The 20,092-nt window shown below is 44.9% G+C and carries 24 protein-coding genes; 2 read left to right on the top strand and 22 right to left on the bottom strand.

Going from position 1 to position 20,092, the window contains the following annotated elements:
• Nucleotides 1-214: 214 nt before the first annotated feature.
• The 21 genes from ACFORF_RS07435 to rplK form a co-directional block, all read right to left on the bottom strand.
• Nucleotides 215-511 (bottom strand): WXG100 family type VII secretion target, encoded by a 297-nt coding sequence (locus tag ACFORF_RS07435; RefSeq protein WP_380426895.1) that lies wholly within the window; start codon nucleotides 509-511, stop codon nucleotides 215-217.
• A 277-nt stretch (nucleotides 512-788) separates the two neighbouring features.
• Complete coding sequence (locus ACFORF_RS07430) at nucleotides 789-1,646, bottom strand: CvfB family protein (protein WP_380426893.1); 858 nt, start codon at nucleotides 1,644-1,646, stop codon at nucleotides 789-791.
• 186 nt (nucleotides 1,647-1,832) lie between these two features.
• Nucleotides 1,833-2,390: a ribosome recycling factor gene (frr, locus tag ACFORF_RS07425; protein WP_380426891.1), complete on the bottom strand. Its 558-nt coding sequence runs from the start codon at nucleotides 2,388-2,390 to the stop codon at nucleotides 1,833-1,835.
• Nucleotides 2,391-2,402: 12 nt separating this feature from the next.
• The gene (gene pyrH, locus ACFORF_RS07420) at nucleotides 2,403-3,134 is read right to left on the bottom strand and encodes a UMP kinase (RefSeq protein ID WP_380426889.1); all 732 of its coding nucleotides are present in this window, start codon (nucleotides 3,132-3,134) and stop codon (nucleotides 2,403-2,405) included.
• A gap of 146 nt (nucleotides 3,135-3,280) precedes the next feature.
• On the bottom strand, nucleotides 3,281-4,066 hold the full coding sequence (gene yghU, locus ACFORF_RS07415; RefSeq protein WP_380426887.1) for a glutathione-dependent disulfide-bond oxidoreductase: 786 nt from the start codon (nucleotides 4,064-4,066) through the stop codon (nucleotides 3,281-3,283).
• A gap of 181 nt (nucleotides 4,067-4,247) precedes the next feature.
• Nucleotides 4,248-4,679 (bottom strand): GNAT family N-acetyltransferase, encoded by a 432-nt coding sequence (locus ACFORF_RS07410; RefSeq protein WP_380426885.1) that lies wholly within the window; start codon nucleotides 4,677-4,679, stop codon nucleotides 4,248-4,250.
• A 93-nt stretch (nucleotides 4,680-4,772) separates the two neighbouring features.
• Complete coding sequence (hisE, locus tag ACFORF_RS07405; protein ID WP_380426883.1) at nucleotides 4,773-5,087, bottom strand: phosphoribosyl-ATP diphosphatase; 315 nt, start codon at nucleotides 5,085-5,087, stop codon at nucleotides 4,773-4,775.
• A gap of 18 nt (nucleotides 5,088-5,105) precedes the next feature.
• Nucleotides 5,106-5,426 carry a phosphoribosyl-AMP cyclohydrolase gene (gene hisI / locus ACFORF_RS07400; protein ID WP_380426881.1) on the bottom strand — a complete coding sequence of 107 codons (321 nt, stop codon included), beginning with the start codon at nucleotides 5,424-5,426 and terminating at the stop codon, nucleotides 5,106-5,108.
• Nucleotides 5,419-6,183: an imidazole glycerol phosphate synthase subunit HisF gene (gene hisF / locus ACFORF_RS07395; protein WP_380426879.1), complete on the bottom strand. Its 765-nt coding sequence runs from the start codon at nucleotides 6,181-6,183 to the stop codon at nucleotides 5,419-5,421. Before hisF ends, hisI begins: the two co-directional genes overlap by 8 nt.
• Nucleotides 6,177-6,902 carry a 1-(5-phosphoribosyl)-5-[(5-phosphoribosylamino)methylideneamino]imidazole-4-carboxamide isomerase gene (gene hisA / locus ACFORF_RS07390; protein ID WP_380426877.1) on the bottom strand — a complete coding sequence of 242 codons (726 nt, stop codon included), beginning with the start codon at nucleotides 6,900-6,902 and terminating at the stop codon, nucleotides 6,177-6,179. The genes hisF and hisA overlap by 7 nt, the downstream gene beginning before the upstream one ends.
• 129 nt (nucleotides 6,903-7,031) lie before the next feature.
• Nucleotides 7,032-7,646, bottom strand: a complete 615-nt coding sequence (gene hisH, locus ACFORF_RS07385; RefSeq protein ID WP_380426876.1) for an imidazole glycerol phosphate synthase subunit HisH — start codon at nucleotides 7,644-7,646, stop codon at nucleotides 7,032-7,034.
• A gap of 46 nt (nucleotides 7,647-7,692) precedes the next feature.
• On the bottom strand, nucleotides 7,693-8,277 hold the full coding sequence (gene hisB / locus ACFORF_RS07380) for an imidazoleglycerol-phosphate dehydratase HisB (protein ID WP_380426874.1): 585 nt from the start codon (nucleotides 8,275-8,277) through the stop codon (nucleotides 7,693-7,695).
• Nucleotides 8,278-8,287: 10 nt separating this feature from the next.
• Nucleotides 8,288-9,784: an ATP-dependent nuclease gene (locus ACFORF_RS07375; RefSeq protein WP_380426872.1), complete on the bottom strand. Its 1,497-nt coding sequence runs from the start codon at nucleotides 9,782-9,784 to the stop codon at nucleotides 8,288-8,290.
• A complete protein-coding gene (gene serB, locus ACFORF_RS07370) occupies nucleotides 9,784-10,431 on the bottom strand; it encodes a phosphoserine phosphatase SerB (protein WP_380426870.1) in 648 nt (215 codons plus the stop codon). The genes ACFORF_RS07375 and serB overlap by 1 nt, the downstream gene beginning before the upstream one ends.
• A complete protein-coding gene (gene hisD, locus ACFORF_RS07365; RefSeq protein ID WP_380426868.1) occupies nucleotides 10,418-11,701 on the bottom strand; it encodes a histidinol dehydrogenase in 1,284 nt (427 codons plus the stop codon). Before hisD ends, serB begins: the two co-directional genes overlap by 14 nt.
• Nucleotides 11,698-12,345: an ATP phosphoribosyltransferase gene (gene hisG / locus ACFORF_RS07360; protein ID WP_380426867.1), complete on the bottom strand. Its 648-nt coding sequence runs from the start codon at nucleotides 12,343-12,345 to the stop codon at nucleotides 11,698-11,700. Before hisG ends, hisD begins: the two co-directional genes overlap by 4 nt.
• Complete coding sequence (locus ACFORF_RS07355; RefSeq protein ID WP_380426865.1) at nucleotides 12,330-13,319, bottom strand: ATP phosphoribosyltransferase regulatory subunit; 990 nt, start codon at nucleotides 13,317-13,319, stop codon at nucleotides 12,330-12,332. The genes hisG and ACFORF_RS07355 overlap by 16 nt, the downstream gene beginning before the upstream one ends.
• A gap of 11 nt (nucleotides 13,320-13,330) precedes the next feature.
• Nucleotides 13,331-14,401 carry a histidinol-phosphate transaminase gene (gene hisC / locus ACFORF_RS07350; RefSeq protein WP_380427096.1) on the bottom strand — a complete coding sequence of 357 codons (1,071 nt, stop codon included), beginning with the start codon at nucleotides 14,399-14,401 and terminating at the stop codon, nucleotides 13,331-13,333.
• Between the two features lie 548 nt (nucleotides 14,402-14,949).
• Complete coding sequence (locus ACFORF_RS07345; protein ID WP_380426864.1) at nucleotides 14,950-16,320, bottom strand: MATE family efflux transporter; 1,371 nt, start codon at nucleotides 16,318-16,320, stop codon at nucleotides 14,950-14,952.
• A gap of 180 nt (nucleotides 16,321-16,500) precedes the next feature.
• Nucleotides 16,501-17,190, bottom strand: a complete 690-nt coding sequence (gene rplA, locus ACFORF_RS07340; RefSeq protein WP_380426862.1) for a 50S ribosomal protein L1 — start codon at nucleotides 17,188-17,190, stop codon at nucleotides 16,501-16,503.
• 61 nt (nucleotides 17,191-17,251) lie between these two features.
• Nucleotides 17,252-17,677, bottom strand: a complete 426-nt coding sequence (rplK, locus tag ACFORF_RS07335) for a 50S ribosomal protein L11 (protein ID WP_380426860.1) — start codon at nucleotides 17,675-17,677, stop codon at nucleotides 17,252-17,254.
• 210 nt (nucleotides 17,678-17,887) lie between these two features.
• Here rplK and ACFORF_RS07330 point away from each other — a divergent pair, with 210 nt between their 5' ends.
• Nucleotides 17,888-18,448, top strand: coding sequence for a peptidase (locus tag ACFORF_RS07330; RefSeq protein ID WP_380426858.1), 561 nt, complete (start codon nucleotides 17,888-17,890; stop codon nucleotides 18,446-18,448).
• Nucleotides 18,449-18,522: 74 nt separating this feature from the next.
• On the opposite strand, the gene ACFORF_RS07325 is transcribed toward ACFORF_RS07330, so the two are convergent.
• Nucleotides 18,523-19,368 (bottom strand): DegV family protein, encoded by an 846-nt coding sequence (locus ACFORF_RS07325; protein ID WP_380426856.1) that lies wholly within the window; start codon nucleotides 19,366-19,368, stop codon nucleotides 18,523-18,525.
• Nucleotides 19,369-19,504: 136 nt separating this feature from the next.
• Between ACFORF_RS07325 and ACFORF_RS07320 the strand changes: the two genes are divergently transcribed.
• Nucleotides 19,505-20,059 carry a TetR/AcrR family transcriptional regulator gene (locus ACFORF_RS07320; RefSeq protein WP_380426854.1) on the top strand — a complete coding sequence of 185 codons (555 nt, stop codon included), beginning with the start codon at nucleotides 19,505-19,507 and terminating at the stop codon, nucleotides 20,057-20,059.
• Nucleotides 20,060-20,092 lie beyond the last annotated feature (33 nt).

Here is a 20,092-nt window from a genome sequence, read left to right as displayed (position 1 = left end):
CCTTACCTGATTTTCTTCTATGTTTAAGGTAAATGTATAGCAGAACTAACTGATTTGCCTTGTGACTTACTGATTTAGCTTCAAGGAAGTCCTACAAAAAGATCATTTCTTATCCCAATAAGGGACTCTTAATCTTTTTAACCCTCACTTTTACTCAATAAGCTTTTAAAATAAAAAGAGGAGGCAACTGCCTCCCATAAAACTAACTTATATATTAAGACAAACCAGGGATTTGAGCAGCAATATCAGCGTCAGTAGTTTCAATAATATTAGCTACGCTGTTCAATTGTTGATTGATATCTTCAAGCAGTTGTGCAAATTGTTGAATTTTTGGTGATAATTCATTGAATTGAACTTCAAAGCTATCAAAAGCGGTACCAGACCAGTTAGAAGCAATAACTTCTTGCTCTCTGCTCAAAGTTTCTAAAACTTCAGTTACTTGTAGTGAACCGTTAGTATATTTTACAGCAGAATCACGAAGTTCTTGTGGGGTTAACTTAATCAATGTCATTTGGATGACCTCCTAAATCTTTTCCATAATTATATCATAATTCAAACTATAAGTCAATAATTTTCAAAATTTTTATAAAATTGTTTTTTATAATGGAAACCAACTGAAAATATAACTTTTTTCAGAAAATTATCGAATTTTATTCAGAAAACTAATGTTTTTAGTTATTTTAATAATGAAAAACTTCCAAAACAAGGTAGGAATTCCTATTTTTCAGTTTCTTCAAGTATAGGACTAGTTTCGCCTTAAGGGGGATTTGAATAGCCACCTAGGCTATCTACCCAACCACTTCTGTCCCGAATTGGTCCTGCTTGATCTTTCCAGCCTTCATGAGCCCACCGAGGGCTTTTTTAAACTGACCCTTGGAAATGCCAAAAGTAGCCTTAATTTCATCTGGTGAGGATTTATCATTGAGGGTCATAAAGCCTCCCTGACTCTCTAGATAGGTCAAAATCATCTGAGCATCATTTTCCAACATCTCAAAGGAACGAGGCTTGAGAGAGAGGTTAAGGGTACGATCCGCCTCACGGTAGCCGATAACGCGGGCCGTTACTTCTTCTCCCAAGCGAGGCTCGTTGTAACGTTCACTTGGATGAATGAAGCCCAGCATCTTATTATCCGGCAGGTAGACAAAGGTACCATTTAGCTTGAGGCGGTAAACAATAGCTCGTAGACTCTGGTTTTGCATATTATCATAGGCAGGTCCCGCTAAACGTTGGAAAACCTCAGGCTCAGCTGGTAGGCCCCAGATGCGGTCTTTCTTATCCACATCTAATTTAATATACAACTGATCACCTTTTCTAGGCCAGAGCTCTTTGAGCTCTGGGAGAACGTCAAGGGAAATAACGATTTCCTTGTCTGGTAGACCCGCATCAACAAAAACTCCAAGATCTCGACGAACATCCGTCACTGTTGACCAGGCATAGTGATTCCGGTCCAAGCCCAGCTCACGTGTGGTCAAGCGGAGCTTTTGCTTCATATCTGTGTAGGCCAGGCCCTTGACCATCTGACCGAGTTGGTGCTCCCCTTCAGACTTAGGCAAGGCAAAGGTTAATCCATCCTTTTGAGCGTAGTAAAAATCATCATTCTCATCGGTTATCAATGCTGTAATGATAGTAGCGAGTAGGTTATTCATGGTTTCCTCCTAGTAATATAATACTCTTGCAAAATCAAGACTATACATCGTTATGTTTCCTTGCCCAACTTTCTTATAGTCTGCCTCAACTGGCCTCGTCCCTTTTGATTTTGAGTGAGTCTAAATTTGCTAAAAAAGGCGAACTGACCTAGTGATGTTTCAGCTCGCCCTTTCCTGGTTTGGTGATTATACTTCCAAGAGTTCTTTTTCTTTAGAAGCTGTCATACCGTCGATGTGTTTAACCGCATCGTCAGTGACTTTTTGGATATCTTTTTCCAAGGTTTTCAATTCGTCTTCAGTAATTTCTTTGGCTTTTTCAGCTTTTTTAGCCTCATCCATGGCATCACGACGGATGTTGCGGATAGCAATTTTTGCATTTTCAGCCACTTTTTTCACTTCTTTAGCCAAGTCCTTACGCGTTTCCTCAGTCAAGGCTGGGATAACCAAGCGGATAACAGAACCGTCATTGGCAGGGTTGATGCCGAGGTCAGATTCGTTGATGGCACGCTCGATGTCCTTGAGGATAGACTTGTCAAATGGTGTGATCAAGAGCACCCGCGCTTCTGGAATAGTGATTGAAGCCAACTGATTAAGCGGTGTTGGAGCGCCATAGTATTCTACAGACACGCGGTCTAAGAGGCTAGCGTTGGCACGACCTGCACGGATAGCCGCAAATTCACGTGAAAGGGATTGATGTGAATGTTCAAAGCGTTCTTTAGCTTTTGCAATGATTTCTTTTGTCATGAGTCTTTCCTTTTATTGATTTTCTTTGTTTGAAACAGTTGTTCCGATTTGTTCCCCGAAGACAACACGCTTGATGTTACCTGGCTCATTCATGTTGAAGACGACCAGATCAATGTCGTTGTCCATAGAGAGAGTTGAGGCTGTTGCATCCATGATTTTCAAACCACGTTTGATGACTTCACGGTGGGTCAATTCGTCAAACTTAACCGCATTGGCATCCTTTTTAGGGTCGGCGTTGTAGACACCATCAACTCCGTTTTTAGCCATGAGAATGGCATCTGCTTCAATCTCAGCGGCACGAAGGGCTGCCGTCGTATCTGTTGAGAAGTAAGGCGAACCAATGCCTGCACCGAAGATGACGATACGGCCTTTTTCCAGGTGGCGAAGGGCACGGCCACGGATGTAAGGCTCTGCGACATTTTGCATGGAGATGGCTGTCTGCACACGTGTATCAACACTGTACTGTTGCAAGGAATCTGCCATTACAAGGGCATTCATAACAGTTCCCAACATACCTGTGTAGTCCGCTTGGACACGGTCCATCCCAGCTTCGGCAGCAGGTTCCCCACGCCAGAGGTTTCCACCACCGATAACCAAGGCAATCTGCACACCTGACTCGGCAACTTCAGCAATTTCCTTAGCCATTTGTTGCACTGTCGGCAGGTCAATTCCTACACCTTTCTCACCAGCCAAAGCTTCACCAGAGAGTTTAATTAAGATACGGTCATATTTAGGTTGTGACATGAATTTACTCCTCCATTTTATCCCTAATATTCTACCACATTTCTCAGAATTTATGTAGTTAAATCTTTGAAATTCTTCTTTGAGGATAAAAAATAGCAGAGCTGGCACTCTGAGGTCACCTGCCCTGCTTATTTTTCTAGTCTCACTTACTTAATCGGCCTGTAGTCAGCAGCTAGTCCTCTCTGGACAGCTGGCCGCTCTGCTATTTTCTCCGCCCAGGCAGTAACATGGGCATAGCTGGAAACGCCTAAGAAGTGGGCCGAACCCTCGTAGAGCTTGCCCTCTACCAGACGACCATACCAGGACCAAATCGCAATATCTGCAATGGTATAGGTGTCACCCGCTACATAGGGACGGCTAGCTAAGAGCTGGTCCAAGACATCCAGCTGGCGCTTGGTTTCCATGGCGTAGCGGTCAATGGGATACTCCTGAGCCGTCGGTGCATAGTGGTAGAAATGCCCAAAGCCACCACCGACAAAGGGAGCAGCCCCAGTCTGCCAAAAGAGCCAGTTAAGGACTTCTGTCCGCTCAGCGAAGGACCCTGGCAAGAGGTGCTGAAACTTATCCGCTAAGTAGAGGAGGATGTGGCTGGATTCAAAAACTGAAACTGGCTGGTCTCCAGTATAATCCACCAAGGCTGGGATTTTAGAATTAGGATTGATAGCGACAAAGTCGGACCCAAACTGGTCACCCTCCATGATATTAATTAAAAAGAGGTCATAGTCCGCCTCAGTCACACCCCGTTCCCGGAGTTCTTCCAGCATAATGGTCACCTTGAGACCATTTGGCGTTCCCAAGGAATAGACCTGTAAGGGCTTGTCTCCCTTAGGCAAGGTCTGCTCAAAGCGAGCACCTGCTGTCGGACGATTGCCGGTGCGATTGTCATTTTCTTCTTTCCAGCTCCAAACAGCTGGTTTTTGGTAATCTGTCATAGATTCTCCTTCTTTGATAGGTGATAAGAATAGTGATTGTAGGGCTAGGCTACTCCTACCTCAACCGATTTTGGCAAAAAGCCTTGCTAAAGTCTAACGTTTCCTTTTGATACTTGATCAGCCTGATAGCCGAGGGTTCGCAAGGAAATCCGTCAACAGCAAGACTGAATTTGCGAGAATCTTAGTCTTGTGACAGACGGTGGACCATGTAGTAGGTCCCCACTCCTGTAAAAGGCATGTTCTCCAGATAGCCAAACTGGTCGAAGCCATTTTTAAGGTAAAAATCCTTGGCCTGGTAGGACCGAGTGGTCAGAATCAGCGTGTGAATCTTCTCTTTAACTGCATAGTCCTTGATGTGGTCCAGCATGAGGCTTCCCAATCCTTGTTTTTGCAGGTTGGGATCGACAGCCAAGTCATTGATTTTTAGGGTTTCATAGAGGCGTTGACAGGCTGCTGCCGCCACAATTTCTTGCCCCTGACTCAGTACAAAGGTAAAACTGTCCTTGCTGGCACTAGTACGCTCTGTCTCAAAGACTTCCTCAAACTGACGGTCGAAAACCGTCTTGAAAAAACTCGAAAAATCTGCCTTGCTCTTGGTAAATAAATAGGCCATCTTCATCAAAATCTTTCTATTGTTTGTTGCGGGCCAAATGCCTCAACAAGTTTCCTAACGTTTTTCTAGATCTTTATAGGAGCTAAGTCACCCCTAATAGTCTGTGATGGCCGCCCGGTCCTGAGTCTTGCTCTGTTTACCCTGACGGTTGATAAGGACACTTTCCACCTCATCTAAGCCAACACCTGACTCAACCAATAGGACTACCAAATGATAAAGCAGGTCAGCCGTTTCATTGGCGATTTCAGCCTTGTCTTGGTTTTTCGCAGCGATGACGACTTCTGTCGCTTCCTCGCCTACCTTTTTCAAAATCTTGTCCAAGCCCTTGTCATAAAGATAGTTGGTGTAGGAGCCTTCTTTGGGATTAGTCTTGCGACTTTTAGCTTCTTGATAAAGTGTCTCAAGCATGACTTTTTCCTCCGAATCTTAAAAAATATCTGTGTAGAAACAAGAATTGGCACCCGTATGGCAGGCTGCTCCCGTCTGTTCTACCGCAATTAACAGGGTATCCTGGTCACAGTCCGTTTTGATAGACTTGACCGCCTGGTAGTGACCTGAGGTCGCACCCTTGTGCCAAATTTCCTGACGAGACCGACTCCAATAGTGCATTTGCTGGGTCTCCAAGGTTAGGCGGTAGGTTTCCTCGTTCATATAGGCCAGCATGAGGACTTGGCCTGTTTGGTAGTCTGTCACAATGACAGGCACTAAGCCACCCTGCTTGTCAAAATCGATTTGTATATTAGACATGGTCACGCACCTCAATATTTCTAGCCTTCATAGCAGCCTTGACTTCCGCAATCTTGACCTCCCCATAGTGGAAGATTGAGGCAGCCAAGGCCCCTGTTGCAGGAGTCTGTTCAAAAACTTGAACCATGTGTTCTAGATTTCCAGCGCCTCCTGAGGCGATTATGGGAACATCAACAACCTGAGCAACTGCATTTAGCATGTCCTCATCAAAGCCTGACTTGGTGCCATCCTTGTCCATGCTAGTTAAGAGGATTTCACCTGCTCCCAGTTGGACAGCTTCTTGAGCCCAGTCAATCAAGTCTCGTCCTGTATCCTTGCGACCTCCAGCCACATACACATGCCAGGAGCCATCGTCTTCTTTTTTAGCGTCTATGGCCACCACCACGCACTGGTTGCCAAATTTTTCAGCGCAATCCTTGATGAGTCGGGGATTGGCCAAGGCAGACGAGTTGACAGCAACCTTATCCGCACCAGCCTTGAGCATCTTGTTCATGTCCTCAACCGAGCGGATTCCGCCACCAACCGTAAAAGGGATAAAGACTTGCTCAGCCACCTGCCTTACCATGTCTAGAGTTGTATCCCGTTCCTCATGGGTGGCGGTAATATCAAGAAAGACCAGTTCATCGCAGCCTGCTTCATAATAGGCCTTGGCCGCATCGACAGGATCCCCAATGTCCGCAAGGTTGACAAAATTAACCCCCTTGACCACCCGGCCGTCCTTGACATCCAGGCAGGGTATAATCCGTTTTGCTAGCATGACTGTTCCACCTCTTTTAATTGGTCTAGGCTGATGTTGCCATTGTAGTAGGCCTTGCCGACAATGGTGCCAGCCACGCCTATTTCTGCCAAACGTTCCAGGTCTGACAGCTCTGCTATGCCCCCAGAAGCAATGACACGAGCCGTCGTCAATTCAGCAACCAAACGCTCATAATGGGCAAAATTTGGTCCCGTCAGCGTTCCATCTCGGTCCACATCCGTATAGACAAAGAGCTGAACCCCTCTAGCCTCCATGGCCTTGGCCAAACTGATATAATCCACTGTGGAGGTTTCCAGCCAGCCTTCTGTCGCGACAAAGCCGTCCTTGGCATCAATCCCAACCACAATCTTGTCGGGACCAAATGTTTCCAGGGCTTCTTGGACAAGGTCGGGAGCCTTAACGGCCATCGAACCGATAATCACGCGGTCAATCCCAACATTGAGGTAGTCTTGAATCTGCTCCAGGGTCCGAATGCCGCCCCCAACTTCAACCTTGAGGCCTGTGGCCACCTTGAGAGCCGCAATCAGGTCTCGGTTGGTTGCTCGACCTTCCAAGGCTCCGTCCAAATCGACAACATGAATATACTCCATACCCGCATCCGCAAAAATCCGAGCCTGGCCCAGCACATCTGGGTTGACAACTGTTTGTTGGTTAAAATCTCCCTTAAAGAGGCGGACAGCTTGGCCATCCTTAATATCAATAGCAGGTAAAATTTGCATGGATTCTCCTTTTCATTCAATCGTGGGAACTGCCCTATCCTCTTCCCAAATAAAACATGGGCCTTAGGATTTCTTATCTGGCACTCATCAGAGTCAGTCTGACTTGTCTATTAGTATTTTGAGTGAGTATCAGTCCAAGAGTCCGCAGACCTTGGCAAACTGCGTTAAAATCCCTAAACCAGTGGTCCCAGATTTTTCTGGGTGAAATTGTGCTCCAAACACCAGATCCTTGTGAATCATGGCTGGAATAGATTGACTATAACTTGCTGTGGCGTCGATATAGTCCTCTGGAACATCCGTGTAGTAGGAATGGACGAAGTAGACTGCCTCCTCATTAAGGCCTAAAGTCAACGGTGTCTCCTGCTGAAGCTCCAACTTATTCCAACCCATGTGGGGAACGGGATAACCCGGTTGAACAGGAATGGGACGGCAGACTCCTGGTATCAAACCAAGGCCAACCGTTTCTTGGTGTTCCAAGCCCACCTCTGTCAAGACCTGCATGCCCAAGCAGATGCCTAATAAGGGAATGCCTGATGCAACAGCCTCATGGATGGCAGCCACCAAGCCCCGTTGGTGGAGCTCCGCCATGGCCGTCGGAAAAGCGCCGACTCCCGGCAAAATCAAGCCCTTGGCTGACAGAATTTTCTCTGGGTCACTCGACAGTTCTGCAGCCACCCCAACCTTGGCCAGGGCACGCAGGACGTTGGCAGTGTTGCCCGCATCATAATCAATGACAATTAACATGGCTTTTCAACCCCTCTCTCTTGCTGTTGAAACATAGCAGAGCTGCTTAGAGCATACCCTTGGTTGAGTTCACACCCTTGATATCAGGATTTAGAGTAATGGCCTCGCGCAGGGCCCGTCCAGTCGCCTTGAAGAGACTTTCTGCCTTGTGGTGGCTATTTTTCCCGTGTAAAATCTTCAGGTGCAGGTTCATCAAAAGATTAAAAGCCAGGGCCTGGAAAAATTCCTCCACCAGCTCCGTATCAAAACTGCCTAACTTGGGATTGTCAAAGTGGCAATCAAAGAGCAAATAACTGCGTCCAGACAAGTCCAGACTGGCCATGCCCAGCGTTTCGTCCATGGGTACAAAGCTTGTCCCATAGCGATTGATCCCCGCCTTGTCCCCCAGGGCTTCGCGAATGGCTTGACCCAACACAATGCCCACATCTTCAACGGTGTGGTGGCTGTCCACATGGAGGTCGCCATCAGCCTTAACAACGAGGGACATCCGGCTATGACGGGCAAAAAGGGTCAACATATGGTCAAAAAATCCCACGCCTGTATTGATATCAACGGGCTCTTGAGCATCCAAGTTTAGACTGAGCTTAATCTTGGTTTCAAAGGTATTGCGTTCAATCGTTGCTGTTCTCATTTTATCCTCCTTACTTTAATTCGGTATTATAAACAGATAGCAAAAATTCAATGGATTTTTTTATATCTTCTATTGTAGGTTTGTTCCTTTTTTGACCTTCTGGCAAACTTTCATCATCTCCTGGATGATCAATATAATTTCTGATGTAACTTGACAGAGTTTTATCAACATAATCACCTGAAGGGTTTTTATTGATGTAATCATCACTTGTAGGAAGCATTCCCTTTCTCTCTGCAAGCCACCCGTCAAAACTGGTAATCCCTTTACCTACAGTTTTATTTCCACTATCAAAAGTCTTGTTTTTCGTATTTGCTAAATTATGTAATTCACCAAATAACTCATTATGAAATTCTGCACTAGCTACTTTAAATGCAAAATAATTGATTTCACCCCAAGATGGACTGTAAGGAAGAATACCAATTTGACAATCCTCTTGAATCCTATCAACATGAGGTTGTCTCGAGAAAATAAATAATTTATGTTTTAACTTATCATAGTTTCTTAATAAGTAAGGCGAATGAGTCGTAATAAAAATTTGTGAATTAAGTGAAATTTTTTCAAGAGAATTCAACAGTTTATCTTGAGCTTGTGGATGTAAAAATGTTTCAGGTTCATCAATAAAGAAAAATAGTGGTGTTTTCATATCCGAAGCAGAAGGCTGATCAATATCTGCATAAACTTGAATAAGACTTAGCGCTAATGCTCGTTGCATACCAGTTCCCTTTTCACTGATATCCGTTTTTATCCCGTTTTCCTCTAATAAAATATTCCCATTCTTAAAAAAATTATCTAACGTAGGTAAACCAAAATTAAATTCTACAGAAGCTTCACCATATTGTTCGTTAAGAATTGCTTCCACTCTATTTTGAACCCGTGATAATAATTTAGTCAAACCCTCTGCTCTGAAAGCATTATCATGTGCTTTTTCTAGTTCTTCCCACTCTTTACTCTTTTTAAATTCCTCTGTAATATCACTGATAAGTCTTCCTGCAATATTAGTCTTCCCAAAACCTTGATAATCTTCATTTTTCAAATCAGAATAAATAAATTGCGTTTCAAATAAAGATGAAAGGACTGTATCAATTCCTGAAGGATTTTCAAAATCTTTAGTTTCTGGATTATAAAAAGTAATATTTTTCAAAGTAATAGATTTTTTCTTGCCCTTTGAATCTTCCCAGGTTGTCTCCTTCGAACTTCTCCTTATAATTATCTTTTCTTCATCTATAAGATAAGGTTTATATTTTTTAAGTTTCTCAGTTTCAAGTAAACTTGAGAGATCTTCACCTCTCAACTCTAATTCCACCGACACTTCATCTTTATCAGATAAACTTTTAGTAATCCAATCTTCCTTTATTTTCCCAGATTTAATAAATTCAATTGCTTTGAAAATAGTAGTTTTACCAGCATTGTTATCGCCAACAAAAAAATTCATTCCACTATCTAAAAAGATTTCTGTTTTTCCACTAAAACATTTAAAATTTTCTAAAGTAATTTTCGAAATAAACATTACATTTTTACCTCATCCAAAATCTCAATCACCTGGTAAAGGTCTGGTTCAGTAATTTGGTAGGGAGCCTGCTCACGGACGATGGGTTTGGCACAAAAGGCGATTCCCACACCAGCCATCTGAATCATGGGCAGGTCATTGGCTCCGTCCCCCATGGCAACAGTTTGCGAGAGGGCCAAACCATTTTCTTGGGCCCATTCTTTCAACATGCGGACCTTGACATCCTTGGTTACCACTTCTCCATAGACACGGCCGGTTAATTGACCATCACGGACTTCTAGGTGGTTGGCCTTGACATAGTCAATACCAATTTCTGCAGCCAACCGATCAACCGTTTCATGAAAGCCACCGGAAACCAGGCCGACCTTATAGCCACGGCGGTGGAGTTCGTCTACCAATTCCTTGGCATTCTGATTGAAATGAATGCGGGCATAGACCTGGTCAAAGATAGATTCTGGCAGGCCTGCCAAGGTCGCTACCCGTTCGTCCAGGGCTTCCTTAAAGTCCAATTCTCCCCGCATGGCCCGTTCTGTGATATCAGCCACGCGCTCCCCAACTCCAGCCTCTTCGCCGAGCAGGTCAATCACCTCTTCCTGGACCAACGTTGAGTCCACATCCATGACTAAAAGTCCTTTAGTTGTTGTCATTTCTTACCTCTATTGCTTTTGCGTGAGCCTGGAGTCCTTCAGCGTAGGCCAGGCTGGTGATATCTTGTTCTGCTGCTAAGATGGCAGCCTTATCGTATTGTGTATACTGGATACGCTTAATAAAATCATGCACCCCCAGGGCTGAAGAAAAGCGGCTGGTTGCCGTAGTCGGCAGGACATGGTTGGTCCCTGCATAATAGTCTCCAATCGGCTCGCTGGTGAAGTGCCCAAGAAAGATGGAGCCCGCATTCTCAACCTTATCGAGATAATCGTAGGCGTCATCCATGGCAATTTCCAAATGCTCGGGCGCCACCAAATTCATGAGTTCAAACATGCTCTCCACACTATCGGTGAGGATGATCCGCCAATTATTTTCGATGGAAGCTCGAGCGATGGCCTCACGGGGCAGGAGTTGGAGCTGATGTTCGATTTCTCCTTCAACCGCTTCAGCCAGAGAAGCTGAATTCGTAACCAAAATCGCACGGGCCAGCACATCATGCTCTGCCTGTGATAGTAAGTCGGCCGCCACATAATCTGGTCGGGCAGATTGGTCCGCAATAACACCGATTTCGGAAGGACCTGCCACCATGTCAATCCCCACCTGACCAAAGACCAGTTTTTTAGCTGTTGCGACATAGATATTGCCTGGGCCAGTAATCTTGTCCACCTTGGGAATAGTTTGAGTTCCGTAGGCCAAGGCAGCAATTCCCTGGGCACCACCGACCTGATAGATTTTATCAACGCCGGACAATTTAGCCGCGACCAAAATGGCAGGAACGTACTCCTTTTGCGGTGGCGTTATCATGATGATTTCCTTGACCCCAGCAATCTTGGCTGGGATTACATTCATCAGGACAGACGAGGGGTAGGCTGCCGTACCACCAGGAACGTATACCCCCACCCGTTCAATCGGCCGAATGAGTTGGCCACGAATCACGCCTTTGCTAGGCTGGTCCTCAAAGCCCTTTTCCAATTGCAAACGGTGATAGGACTCAATATTGGCTTTGGCACGCTCCAGGGCTCCCAAGACCGCTGGATCAATCGCTTTAAAAGCTTCATCAATCACTGCTTGACTGACCGCAAGGTCTGCCACATCAATTTGGTCAAATTGGCGACTATAGGCCCGCAAAGCCTCATCGCCTCCTTCTTTGACTGCTTCTAAGATGTCTCGGACAACCGCTTCAACATCACGATTATCCTTGGCTAATTCCAACTGCTCTTCATAGAGACGCTTGGCAATCTCTTGTGTTGTTCCAGTGAGTCGTTTCATACAAATGGGACCTCCCTATTTCCGACGATGCCCTCTAGTTGACGGATAAAGGGCAAGAGGGTTGATTTATTTTTCAAGGCTGCCTTGTTGACAATGAGCCGAGCTGAAATCCTGCAAATGTCTTCGTAGACTTCAAGACCGTTGGCCACCAGGGTACTCCCCGTCTCGACAATGTCGACAATAGCATCCGCTAGACCGATAATCGGAGCAATCTCCACCGAACCCTGAATGGAGATGATTTCAACATCCTCTCCCTTGCGATTGAAATGTTCCCGAGCCACAGTCGGATACTTGGTCGCAATCCGTTTGCGCTTATGGTCAGTGGGATTGTAGTCCTTGGTGGAGGCTACGGAAAATTTGCAGAGCCCAAAATTCAAGTCCAGCATCTCCAAATAGCCACTTGGGTGTTCCATGAGAACGTCCTTCCCAACAATGCCCACATCCGCTACGCCATGACGGACATAGGTGGTAACATCAGGTGCCTTGACCAACAAAAACCTGAAGCGTCCATCAGGACTGTCAAAAATCAAATGCCGTCCCTTGTCCGCCATAAAGGTCACATCAAAACCTGCCTTGCCTAACAATTGCAAGGTTTCCTGTTCAATTCTGCCCTTCATCAGGGCAATGGTTAATCGCTCTGCCATGCGTTTCCTCCTTCAAAGACAATGCTATCTTGGATCGCCTGGTAGACGGAATCAATATCGATGGCCCAACCAACTGCTGTCAACTCCTTGGCACCAAAACGTTCAAACAGCTTGTCGTAACGCCCACCAGAGACAAAGGCATCCGGAATCTTATCCCCAAAAACCTTGAACATAATCCCTGTGTAATAAGGCATGGTTGGCAGTTGGGCAAGGTCAACCGTCGTCTGAGGCAGACTATCTGACACAGACCTAGTCAACTCAGCAATGGCATCCAACCCTTCTAAAATCTGAGGGTGCTGGGTCAGCTCCCGGGCCTCTGTCAGGACTGTCTCCGTCTCCCCAAAAAGCAGGGGCAGATGGGTGAGAAAATCATCCAAATCGCTCGGATTGGCCTGGGTAAACATGCGTAGACCCGTGATGCTCTTATCCCGAATCAAGCCAGCCAGCTGATTAGCCTGCTCCTCATCCAGATTGAGGGTTTCAAAGATTACTGCCATGATACTGGCATGGGAAAATTCAAACTGGTAATCTTGCACACCTGAAGCGACAAGGGCCTCCTGAGCGGCTTTCAAGGCTGATTGGAGAGCTTCCTGGGCAGGATAGCCGACGATTTCAATCCCTGCTTGGGTCAGTTCATTGGCCAGGCCGCGCATTTCCTCATTGTAATGAAACACTTTGCCAGAATAAGAAAATTTAATCGGAGTCTCCACTCGAGTCGAGGCGATGACCCGACCAATCTGACTGGTAATATCTGGCCTCAAGGCCAATAGGTTTCCCGTTTTATCAAAGAGATGGTAGTGGCGATTGTTGATTTCATCTCCAAATACTTCAACGTGTTCCAAGGTCGGAGTCTCAATACGGTTAAAGCCTCTACTAATCAAGAGGTCACTGATAGACCGTTCAATCCGATAGGTCACATTGGCTCTTTTAAAGAGTTTATCGTGCATGCCAACAGGCAAGGTTGTTTTTTTCATGATTGGCCTCCTTACAGGGTCGCTTGTGTCGACAGGTACTGGTCGATGACTTCAAGCACCTTCTGCATTTCCTCTTCAGTCCCAATTGAAATGCGTAATTTATTGGCAATGCGTTCTGTTTTTGGGAAATACCTGACATAGATATGCTGGCTCTCCAGATGATTAAAGAGTTCTTGAGCAGAGACTCTTGCATGCTCTACCAGTACAAAATTGGTCTTAGAAGGCAGCACCTCAAAGTCCAGCTCTGCCATTTTCCCAGAGAACCAATCCCGCGTCTCCACAATCCTTTGACAGGTCTCAACATAGTAAGCCCAATCCTTGGTCGCAGCTGTCGCCACTTCTTCCGAAAGTCGATTGACATTATAGGGATTGACGGAATTTTTGACCGCATGGATGACGCCCATGAGTTTAGGACTACCAATCCCATAACCCACACGCAAGCCAGCCAGAGCTGCATCCTTGGAATAGGTCCGCGTGATAAAGAGATTCTCATACTTGTCCAGTAGAGGAAGGGCAGACTGGCCTCCAAAGTTAATGTAGGCTTCGTCAACAATAACAACGACATCCTGATTGGCGACGATAATGGCCTCCAACTCATCCAGGGGCTTATAGATCCCCGTCGGAGCATTGGGGTTGGCCAGAACAATGCCCCCATTTTGGAGCAAGTAATCCTCAGTCTCTAGCTCAAATCGCTCATTGAGAGGAATTTCACGGTAGGGAATATGATATAAATCAGCCCAGACCTTGTAAAAACCGTAGGTCAAATCAGGAAAGAGCACGGGCTCTCCGCTGTTGAAAAAGGCGAGAAAGGCCATGGACAAAATGTCATCGGAGCCATTCCCCAAGATAATCTGCTCTGGATTGACTCCCAAGAGTTGACCAAGTTCGTGACGTAGAGGAGCCTGATCCAGACTAGAATACAATCGTAAGCTATCTGTCTGAAAAGACTCCAAGACTGCCTTGACCTTGGGACTTGGCCCATAGGCATTTTCATTGGTGTTGAGCTTAATCATCTCTTCAACCTTGGGTTGAGCCCCTGGCACATAGGGAGCAATCTGCCGTAAACCTTTTAATTCCATGATAGTCCTCTCTTCTTTTCTTGTTCCTTTTTATTTCCTGAAGTCAAACTTGTCCGACTGAAGCAATGCTACTGCCGACACCATAGCCGGTAGTGAATTTCAGCTTAAAAGTAAATCTTCTGGCTAGGTACTTCCAAAACCAACCACTGTTGTCAAGAGATACAAAAAAAGCCCTCGCAAAATTCATTTGCAAGGACGTTGACACGTGGTTCCACCTTAATTCAGCAATCGGTCACCCAAATTGCCCTCAGGAAGTTCAAAACTTCTGGTCTGTAACGGAACCAACCGTCAGGCACTACTCGAAATCTTTCGCACCTGCACTCAAGAATGTGTCGTCTAAGGATTGCACGCCATCTCACCACCAGGCGCTCTCTGTCTGTTGTCTTAAACTGTTTCTCTCATCGCTTTATATTTTTTTCTATTCTACATAAAAATTCAGATAATTGCAAGAGTTTTAGTAAAAAATAGCAGAGCTGGGATAAAGCTACCCTTAACATAGATATCCTGCCAGCTCCACACAATTATTTCACAATGCCTCCTTAAAGGATTTATCAGGCCGTTTTCGGAGAGATTTTCAGGGCCTGGTACTGCCGATAAAGCAGGTAACTGGCCAATAAGAAGGACAAGAAGTCTGCGACTGGCAAGGCGAAAACCAAACCTTCCACACCCCAAAAGTGTGGGAAAATCAGCAAGAACGGTACGATCAAGCCAACTTGTTTGATTAAGGAAATAGTTGCCCCAACCTTGGCCTTCCCAAGGGCTGGGAAGAAGGTAGAGGAGAAGATTTGGATGCCGTTGACACAGATTAGCAGGAAGAAGACCCGCATGTAATGGATGCCGAACTGAACATAGAGGTCATCGCCTGACCCAAAAATACCTAAAATCTGTTTGGGAAAGAGCTCAAAGCAAAGCCAAGCGACCAGCGACACCAGACCATTGACCTTGAGGGCCAAGCGGATGGTCTCCTGCACCCGATGATAAAGACCGGCACCGTAGTTAAAGCTGACAATGGGCTGAGATCCTTGGGTAATCCCGATGACCACCGCCACAAAGATAACATTGACCTTGGCCACCACACCTGCGACAGCGATGGGAATATCCGCTCCGTAGATAGAGGCTGCTCCGTAGGTTTTAAGGGCATTGTTGGTCACGACTTGGACCAGGACATTTGACGACTGGAAGATGAAGGACGCCATCCCCAGAGAACAAATAGTCCGTAGCATGGAGAAGTCCAACTTTAAATCCGTGCGTGCCAAACTAACTGAACGGAAACGTCTGAAGTAGGCTGCCAAAATCAGGGCCGAAACCAACTGACTGGCCACGGTTGCCCAGGCAGCTCCTGCAATCCCCCAGCCAAATACAAAGATAAAAATCGGATCGAGCACCGTGTTCATCACCGCTCCTGCGATGATGGCCATCATGGAGTACTTGGCTGCGCCATCCGCCCGCACCAGGGGATTAGTCCCTAAAGAAAAGAGCAGGAAGGGAATCCCAAGACTGGTGATTCCTGTGTAGGTTCTGGCGTAGTCCAAAATCGCATCTGTTGCCCCAAAGGCATAAAGCATTGGGTCCAAAAAGGCCCGCATCACAATGCAAAGAAGAACACCGATAACCAGCAAGCTGACTGCTGCAGTTCCAACTGCCTTTTTAGCCAAAGCCTCTTGTTTGCGACCCAGCTCCAGATTAAACTTAGACGCCGCACCGATTCCGACCATCAGCCCCAGAGCCATACAGATAGTCGTCAGCGGAAAGGATACGTTGGTCGCCGCATTGCCTAAGAAACCGACTCCCTGTCCGATAAAAATCTGGTCGACAATATTATAGAGGGCATTGACAACATTGGCGATGACCGCAGGTAGCGCCAATTCTTTCAATAAGGTTGGAATGGGACGTTTTCCAAAGGGATGATTTTCTCTGTTCATGATTCTCCTTTACAGATAATACGTACTTAACAATAACTGTACCAGTATAATAAAAAAACAAATGATTCTAAAACCATCTATTTTTTATTTTAGCACTCAAGTCCTTCCTGTTTTTCTAGGAAGTTTAATTCAATCATGAAAAAATAACACTGCCAAAGCAATGTTATTTTTATCTACTAATTAAAGTGAGTTAGGATCTACTTTGATACCAACACCTTGAGTAGTTGTGATTGTCAAGCTTGTGATATAAGTTCCTTTAGCAGTAGATGGCTTAGCTTTTACGATAACATCGTGGAAAGCTTTAACGTTTTCAGCCAATTTGTCAGCTTCGAATGAAACTTTACCAACGAGGGCTTGTACGATACCTGCTTTGTCAGCACGGTAAGTGATTTTACCACCTTTAGACTCTTCAACTGCTTTTGCAACGTCCATTGTTACAGTACCAGTTTTAGGGTTTGGCATGAGGTTACGTGGGCCAAGGATACGTCCAAGGCGACCAACAACAGCCATCATATCAGGTGTTGCGATAACCACGTCAAAGTCCAACCAACCACCGTTGATTTTAGCAACGAGTTCGTCTTCACCAACAAAGTCTGCACCAGCAGCTTTAGCTTCTTCAGCTTTAGCGCCACGAGCAAATACGAGAACGCGAGCAGTTTTACCAGTACCGTTTGGCAATACCATTGCACCACGGATTTGTTGGTCAGCTTTACGTACATCGATGTTAAGGTTGTAAGCCACTTCAACAGAAGCGTCAAATTTTGCGAAGTTAGTTTCTTTTGCAAGTGCTACAGCTTCTTCTACGCTGTAAGCTTTTGTGCTGTCGATTTTCTCAAGAGCAGCACGCAAGTTTTTGCTTTTTTTAGCCATGTGTTATTTCTCCTTGTAATCTGTCTAGATGATTTCTTATCTGAACGGTTGGGACCGATGCTTAGTCAGCAACAGTGAATCCCATAGAACGAGCAGTACCTTCGATCATACGCATAGCAGCTTCAAGGTTAGCAGCGTTCAAGTCAGGCATTTTAGTTTCAGCAATTTCTTGTACTTGCGCACGAGTAACTGTTGCAACTTTAGTTTTGTTTGGTGTACCTGAACCTTTTTCAACACCTGCAGCTTTTTTCAAAAGAACAGCAGCTGGTGGTGTTTTACAGATGAAATCAAATGATTTATCTTCATACACAGAGATAACAACTGGAATGATCATACCAGCTTGGTCAGCTGTACGAGCGTTAAATTCCTTTGTGAATCCCATGATGTTGATACCGGCTTGACCAAGCGCAGGACCAACTGGTGGAGCTGGAGTAGCTTTTCCGGCAGGGATTTGCAATTTCACAAGTTTTTCGACTTTTTTAGCCATGATATAAAATCCTCCTATTGTGGTTTTGGCGGTAATGAATAGATTTTTACCTCCCACAAGTATGCAAACACATACTCAACTAGTATATCATTTTTTTCACTTTATGCAAGTAAAATGTCACGAATAGACTTGAAAAAATCTCAGATTTGCTTATAATAGATTGTGCTAGTGTTTCTGAGCACTTCAAAATTTTGCTTACAAGGAAAAACAATGAAATCATCTCGCACTGAAATTTTATACTTGATACTCAGTTTAGTCGTCCTAATTTTTGCTGGATTCATCTACCTCAGCTTTAAAGATCGTTATCAAATTAGTACATCCAACTCTCCTCAAAGTTCACAGGTTAGCTCATCCCATAAAGATAAGGATGATCAAAATTCAAGTAAGGATGATCTACAGGAATTCGAGGAAGCTATGGCTGATTTAGAAGACAATCCGACTCAAGCTGCTCTCTCAAATCTTCAAAATAAGTTAGATAAACTTAATCCCGAAGACAAGGATACTTATCAAGAGCGTCTGAACGCTGTTTCTAATGAACTAACATTACAAGCTTCTGCTGAAACTGCTGTTGTAACCGCAGAAAATTATCAAAGTACGGAAAATCTCAATGCAGCTCAAGCCTTAGTTGACCAATTAACAACTCCAAGTGTAAAAACAGAGTTACAAAATCGACTTGATATTGTTTCAGCTAATATCCAATCTTACTTGACATCACTACAACAGTCACCAACTAATCCTAGTCCAGAACAAGCGACTGTTCAACAACCATAATTAACATGGGGAGAAAACTTTTTGTTCTCTTGATAAAACAAACCTGCAGTTCTAGTTGAACTGCAGGTTTTTCTCTAATTAATCTCATACCCCATCAAAATCCCACCTTCTTCTGCATAGAAACTGCAGAGTCCTGAGGTCGGAACTGATGTAAAGTCTACATCCCCAAATTGGGCACGTAAACCGTCTTCAAATTGCTGACAAATTTCAAGATTATTGCGGTGGGTAATAACAACCTTACCTCCCTTATAGCCAGCCTTGAGCATTTCTTCGATAGCTGCCTTAACCGCCTTCTTTTGACCACGCGGTTTTTGGAGTAATTCCAAGGTTCCTTGGTCAGAGGCTTCACCAACCATGCGGATATTGAGCAGGCCTACAACCTTACCGACCAGTTTATTAAGACGTCCGTTCTTTACTAGGTTATCAACCTTAGCTAAGACGAAGACCAGCTTGGTTTTAGCCTGGTAGGCTGTGATTGCTTCAACGATGGCATCAAAGTCTAGACCTGTTGCAATCAGACGGTTGATTTCCAAAGCTAGCAAGTCCATTTCTCCACCTGCTGAAAGGGAATCAATCAGATGGATTTGAGTTTCTGGCGCTTCTTCCAGCAACATATCTTTGGCAACACGAGCACTATTAAAGCTACCTGACAAGGTTCCTGTCAAGGTCATGACGATAATCTTATCCGCCCCACGGTAGGTCTCCAAAAAGGTCTCAGGACCCGCACAGGCAGAACCTGCACCGACTGAAGAAGCATACATAACTTCCATCATCTCATCAATATCTAGATCCAGTGTATCTAAAAAGGCACGGTCTCCCACCTGCACCGTAAAGGGGACACGCTCAAAAGTCGTGTCTGGTGCTAGATTTGGCATTTCTTTAAAGTCACAGCCTGTATCAACAACAATTTTCCAAGACATAGTGGCTCTCCTTCATATCAACTATTTGGACCATCCAAACATTTGACAAAAAAAATAATATTCACTACAATTATAACATGAAAGGGCTTTTTTCTAAGCTCCATAAATCAGATGTCACATTTAGGAGGAGGTTGTCATGGCTGTCGCTTCAAGATCTTTGGAAAACCTGGCTCGCTTTAACCGCGAAAATAAACAATTAACCAAGGAATCCTTGGAAACAGCTCTGCTATTTTGCCTTGAACAGAAAGACCTCTCTCAGATTACCATTTCAGAATTGGTCAAAAAGGCTGGCGTGTCACGTAATGCCTTTTATCGACACTATAAGAGCAAGGAAGAAATATTAGAAACAATCGTCACCAGCGTTCTGAGACGAATTTTCCGAGGAATCACCCAGTTTGACCTTCGCAGTCAAGTCTACCAGGCCTGGCTCTACCTCTTTACTGAAGTCAAAAAAGAAGCAACCATTCTTAAACTGGCCTTCCAAAATCATCTCGAAAAAGCTCTGACTTCTATCATTGCCAAACGTTTTAAGGCCTATCAACGCTATCACAAACGTAAGCACTCCTCCTATGCAACCTTCTTTTTCAGTAATGCTATCGTCTCAGTTTTAAGCAACTGGCTAGCTGATGGTATGGTTGTTTCTGCCGAGGAGATGGCCTCCATGGAACTCCCTCTTGTTCCTAATCTATAAAATAGCAAACTGCCTCTTGTTTCCAACGAGGCA

Origin of the sequence: Streptococcus caprae, from assembly GCF_042649745.1 — a bacterium.
Lineage (GTDB): Bacteria > Bacillota > Bacilli > Lactobacillales > Streptococcaceae > Streptococcus > Streptococcus caprae.
The sequence above is the reverse complement of the archived record's forward strand: the minus strand, read 5'-3'. Positions and strand labels throughout refer to the sequence as shown.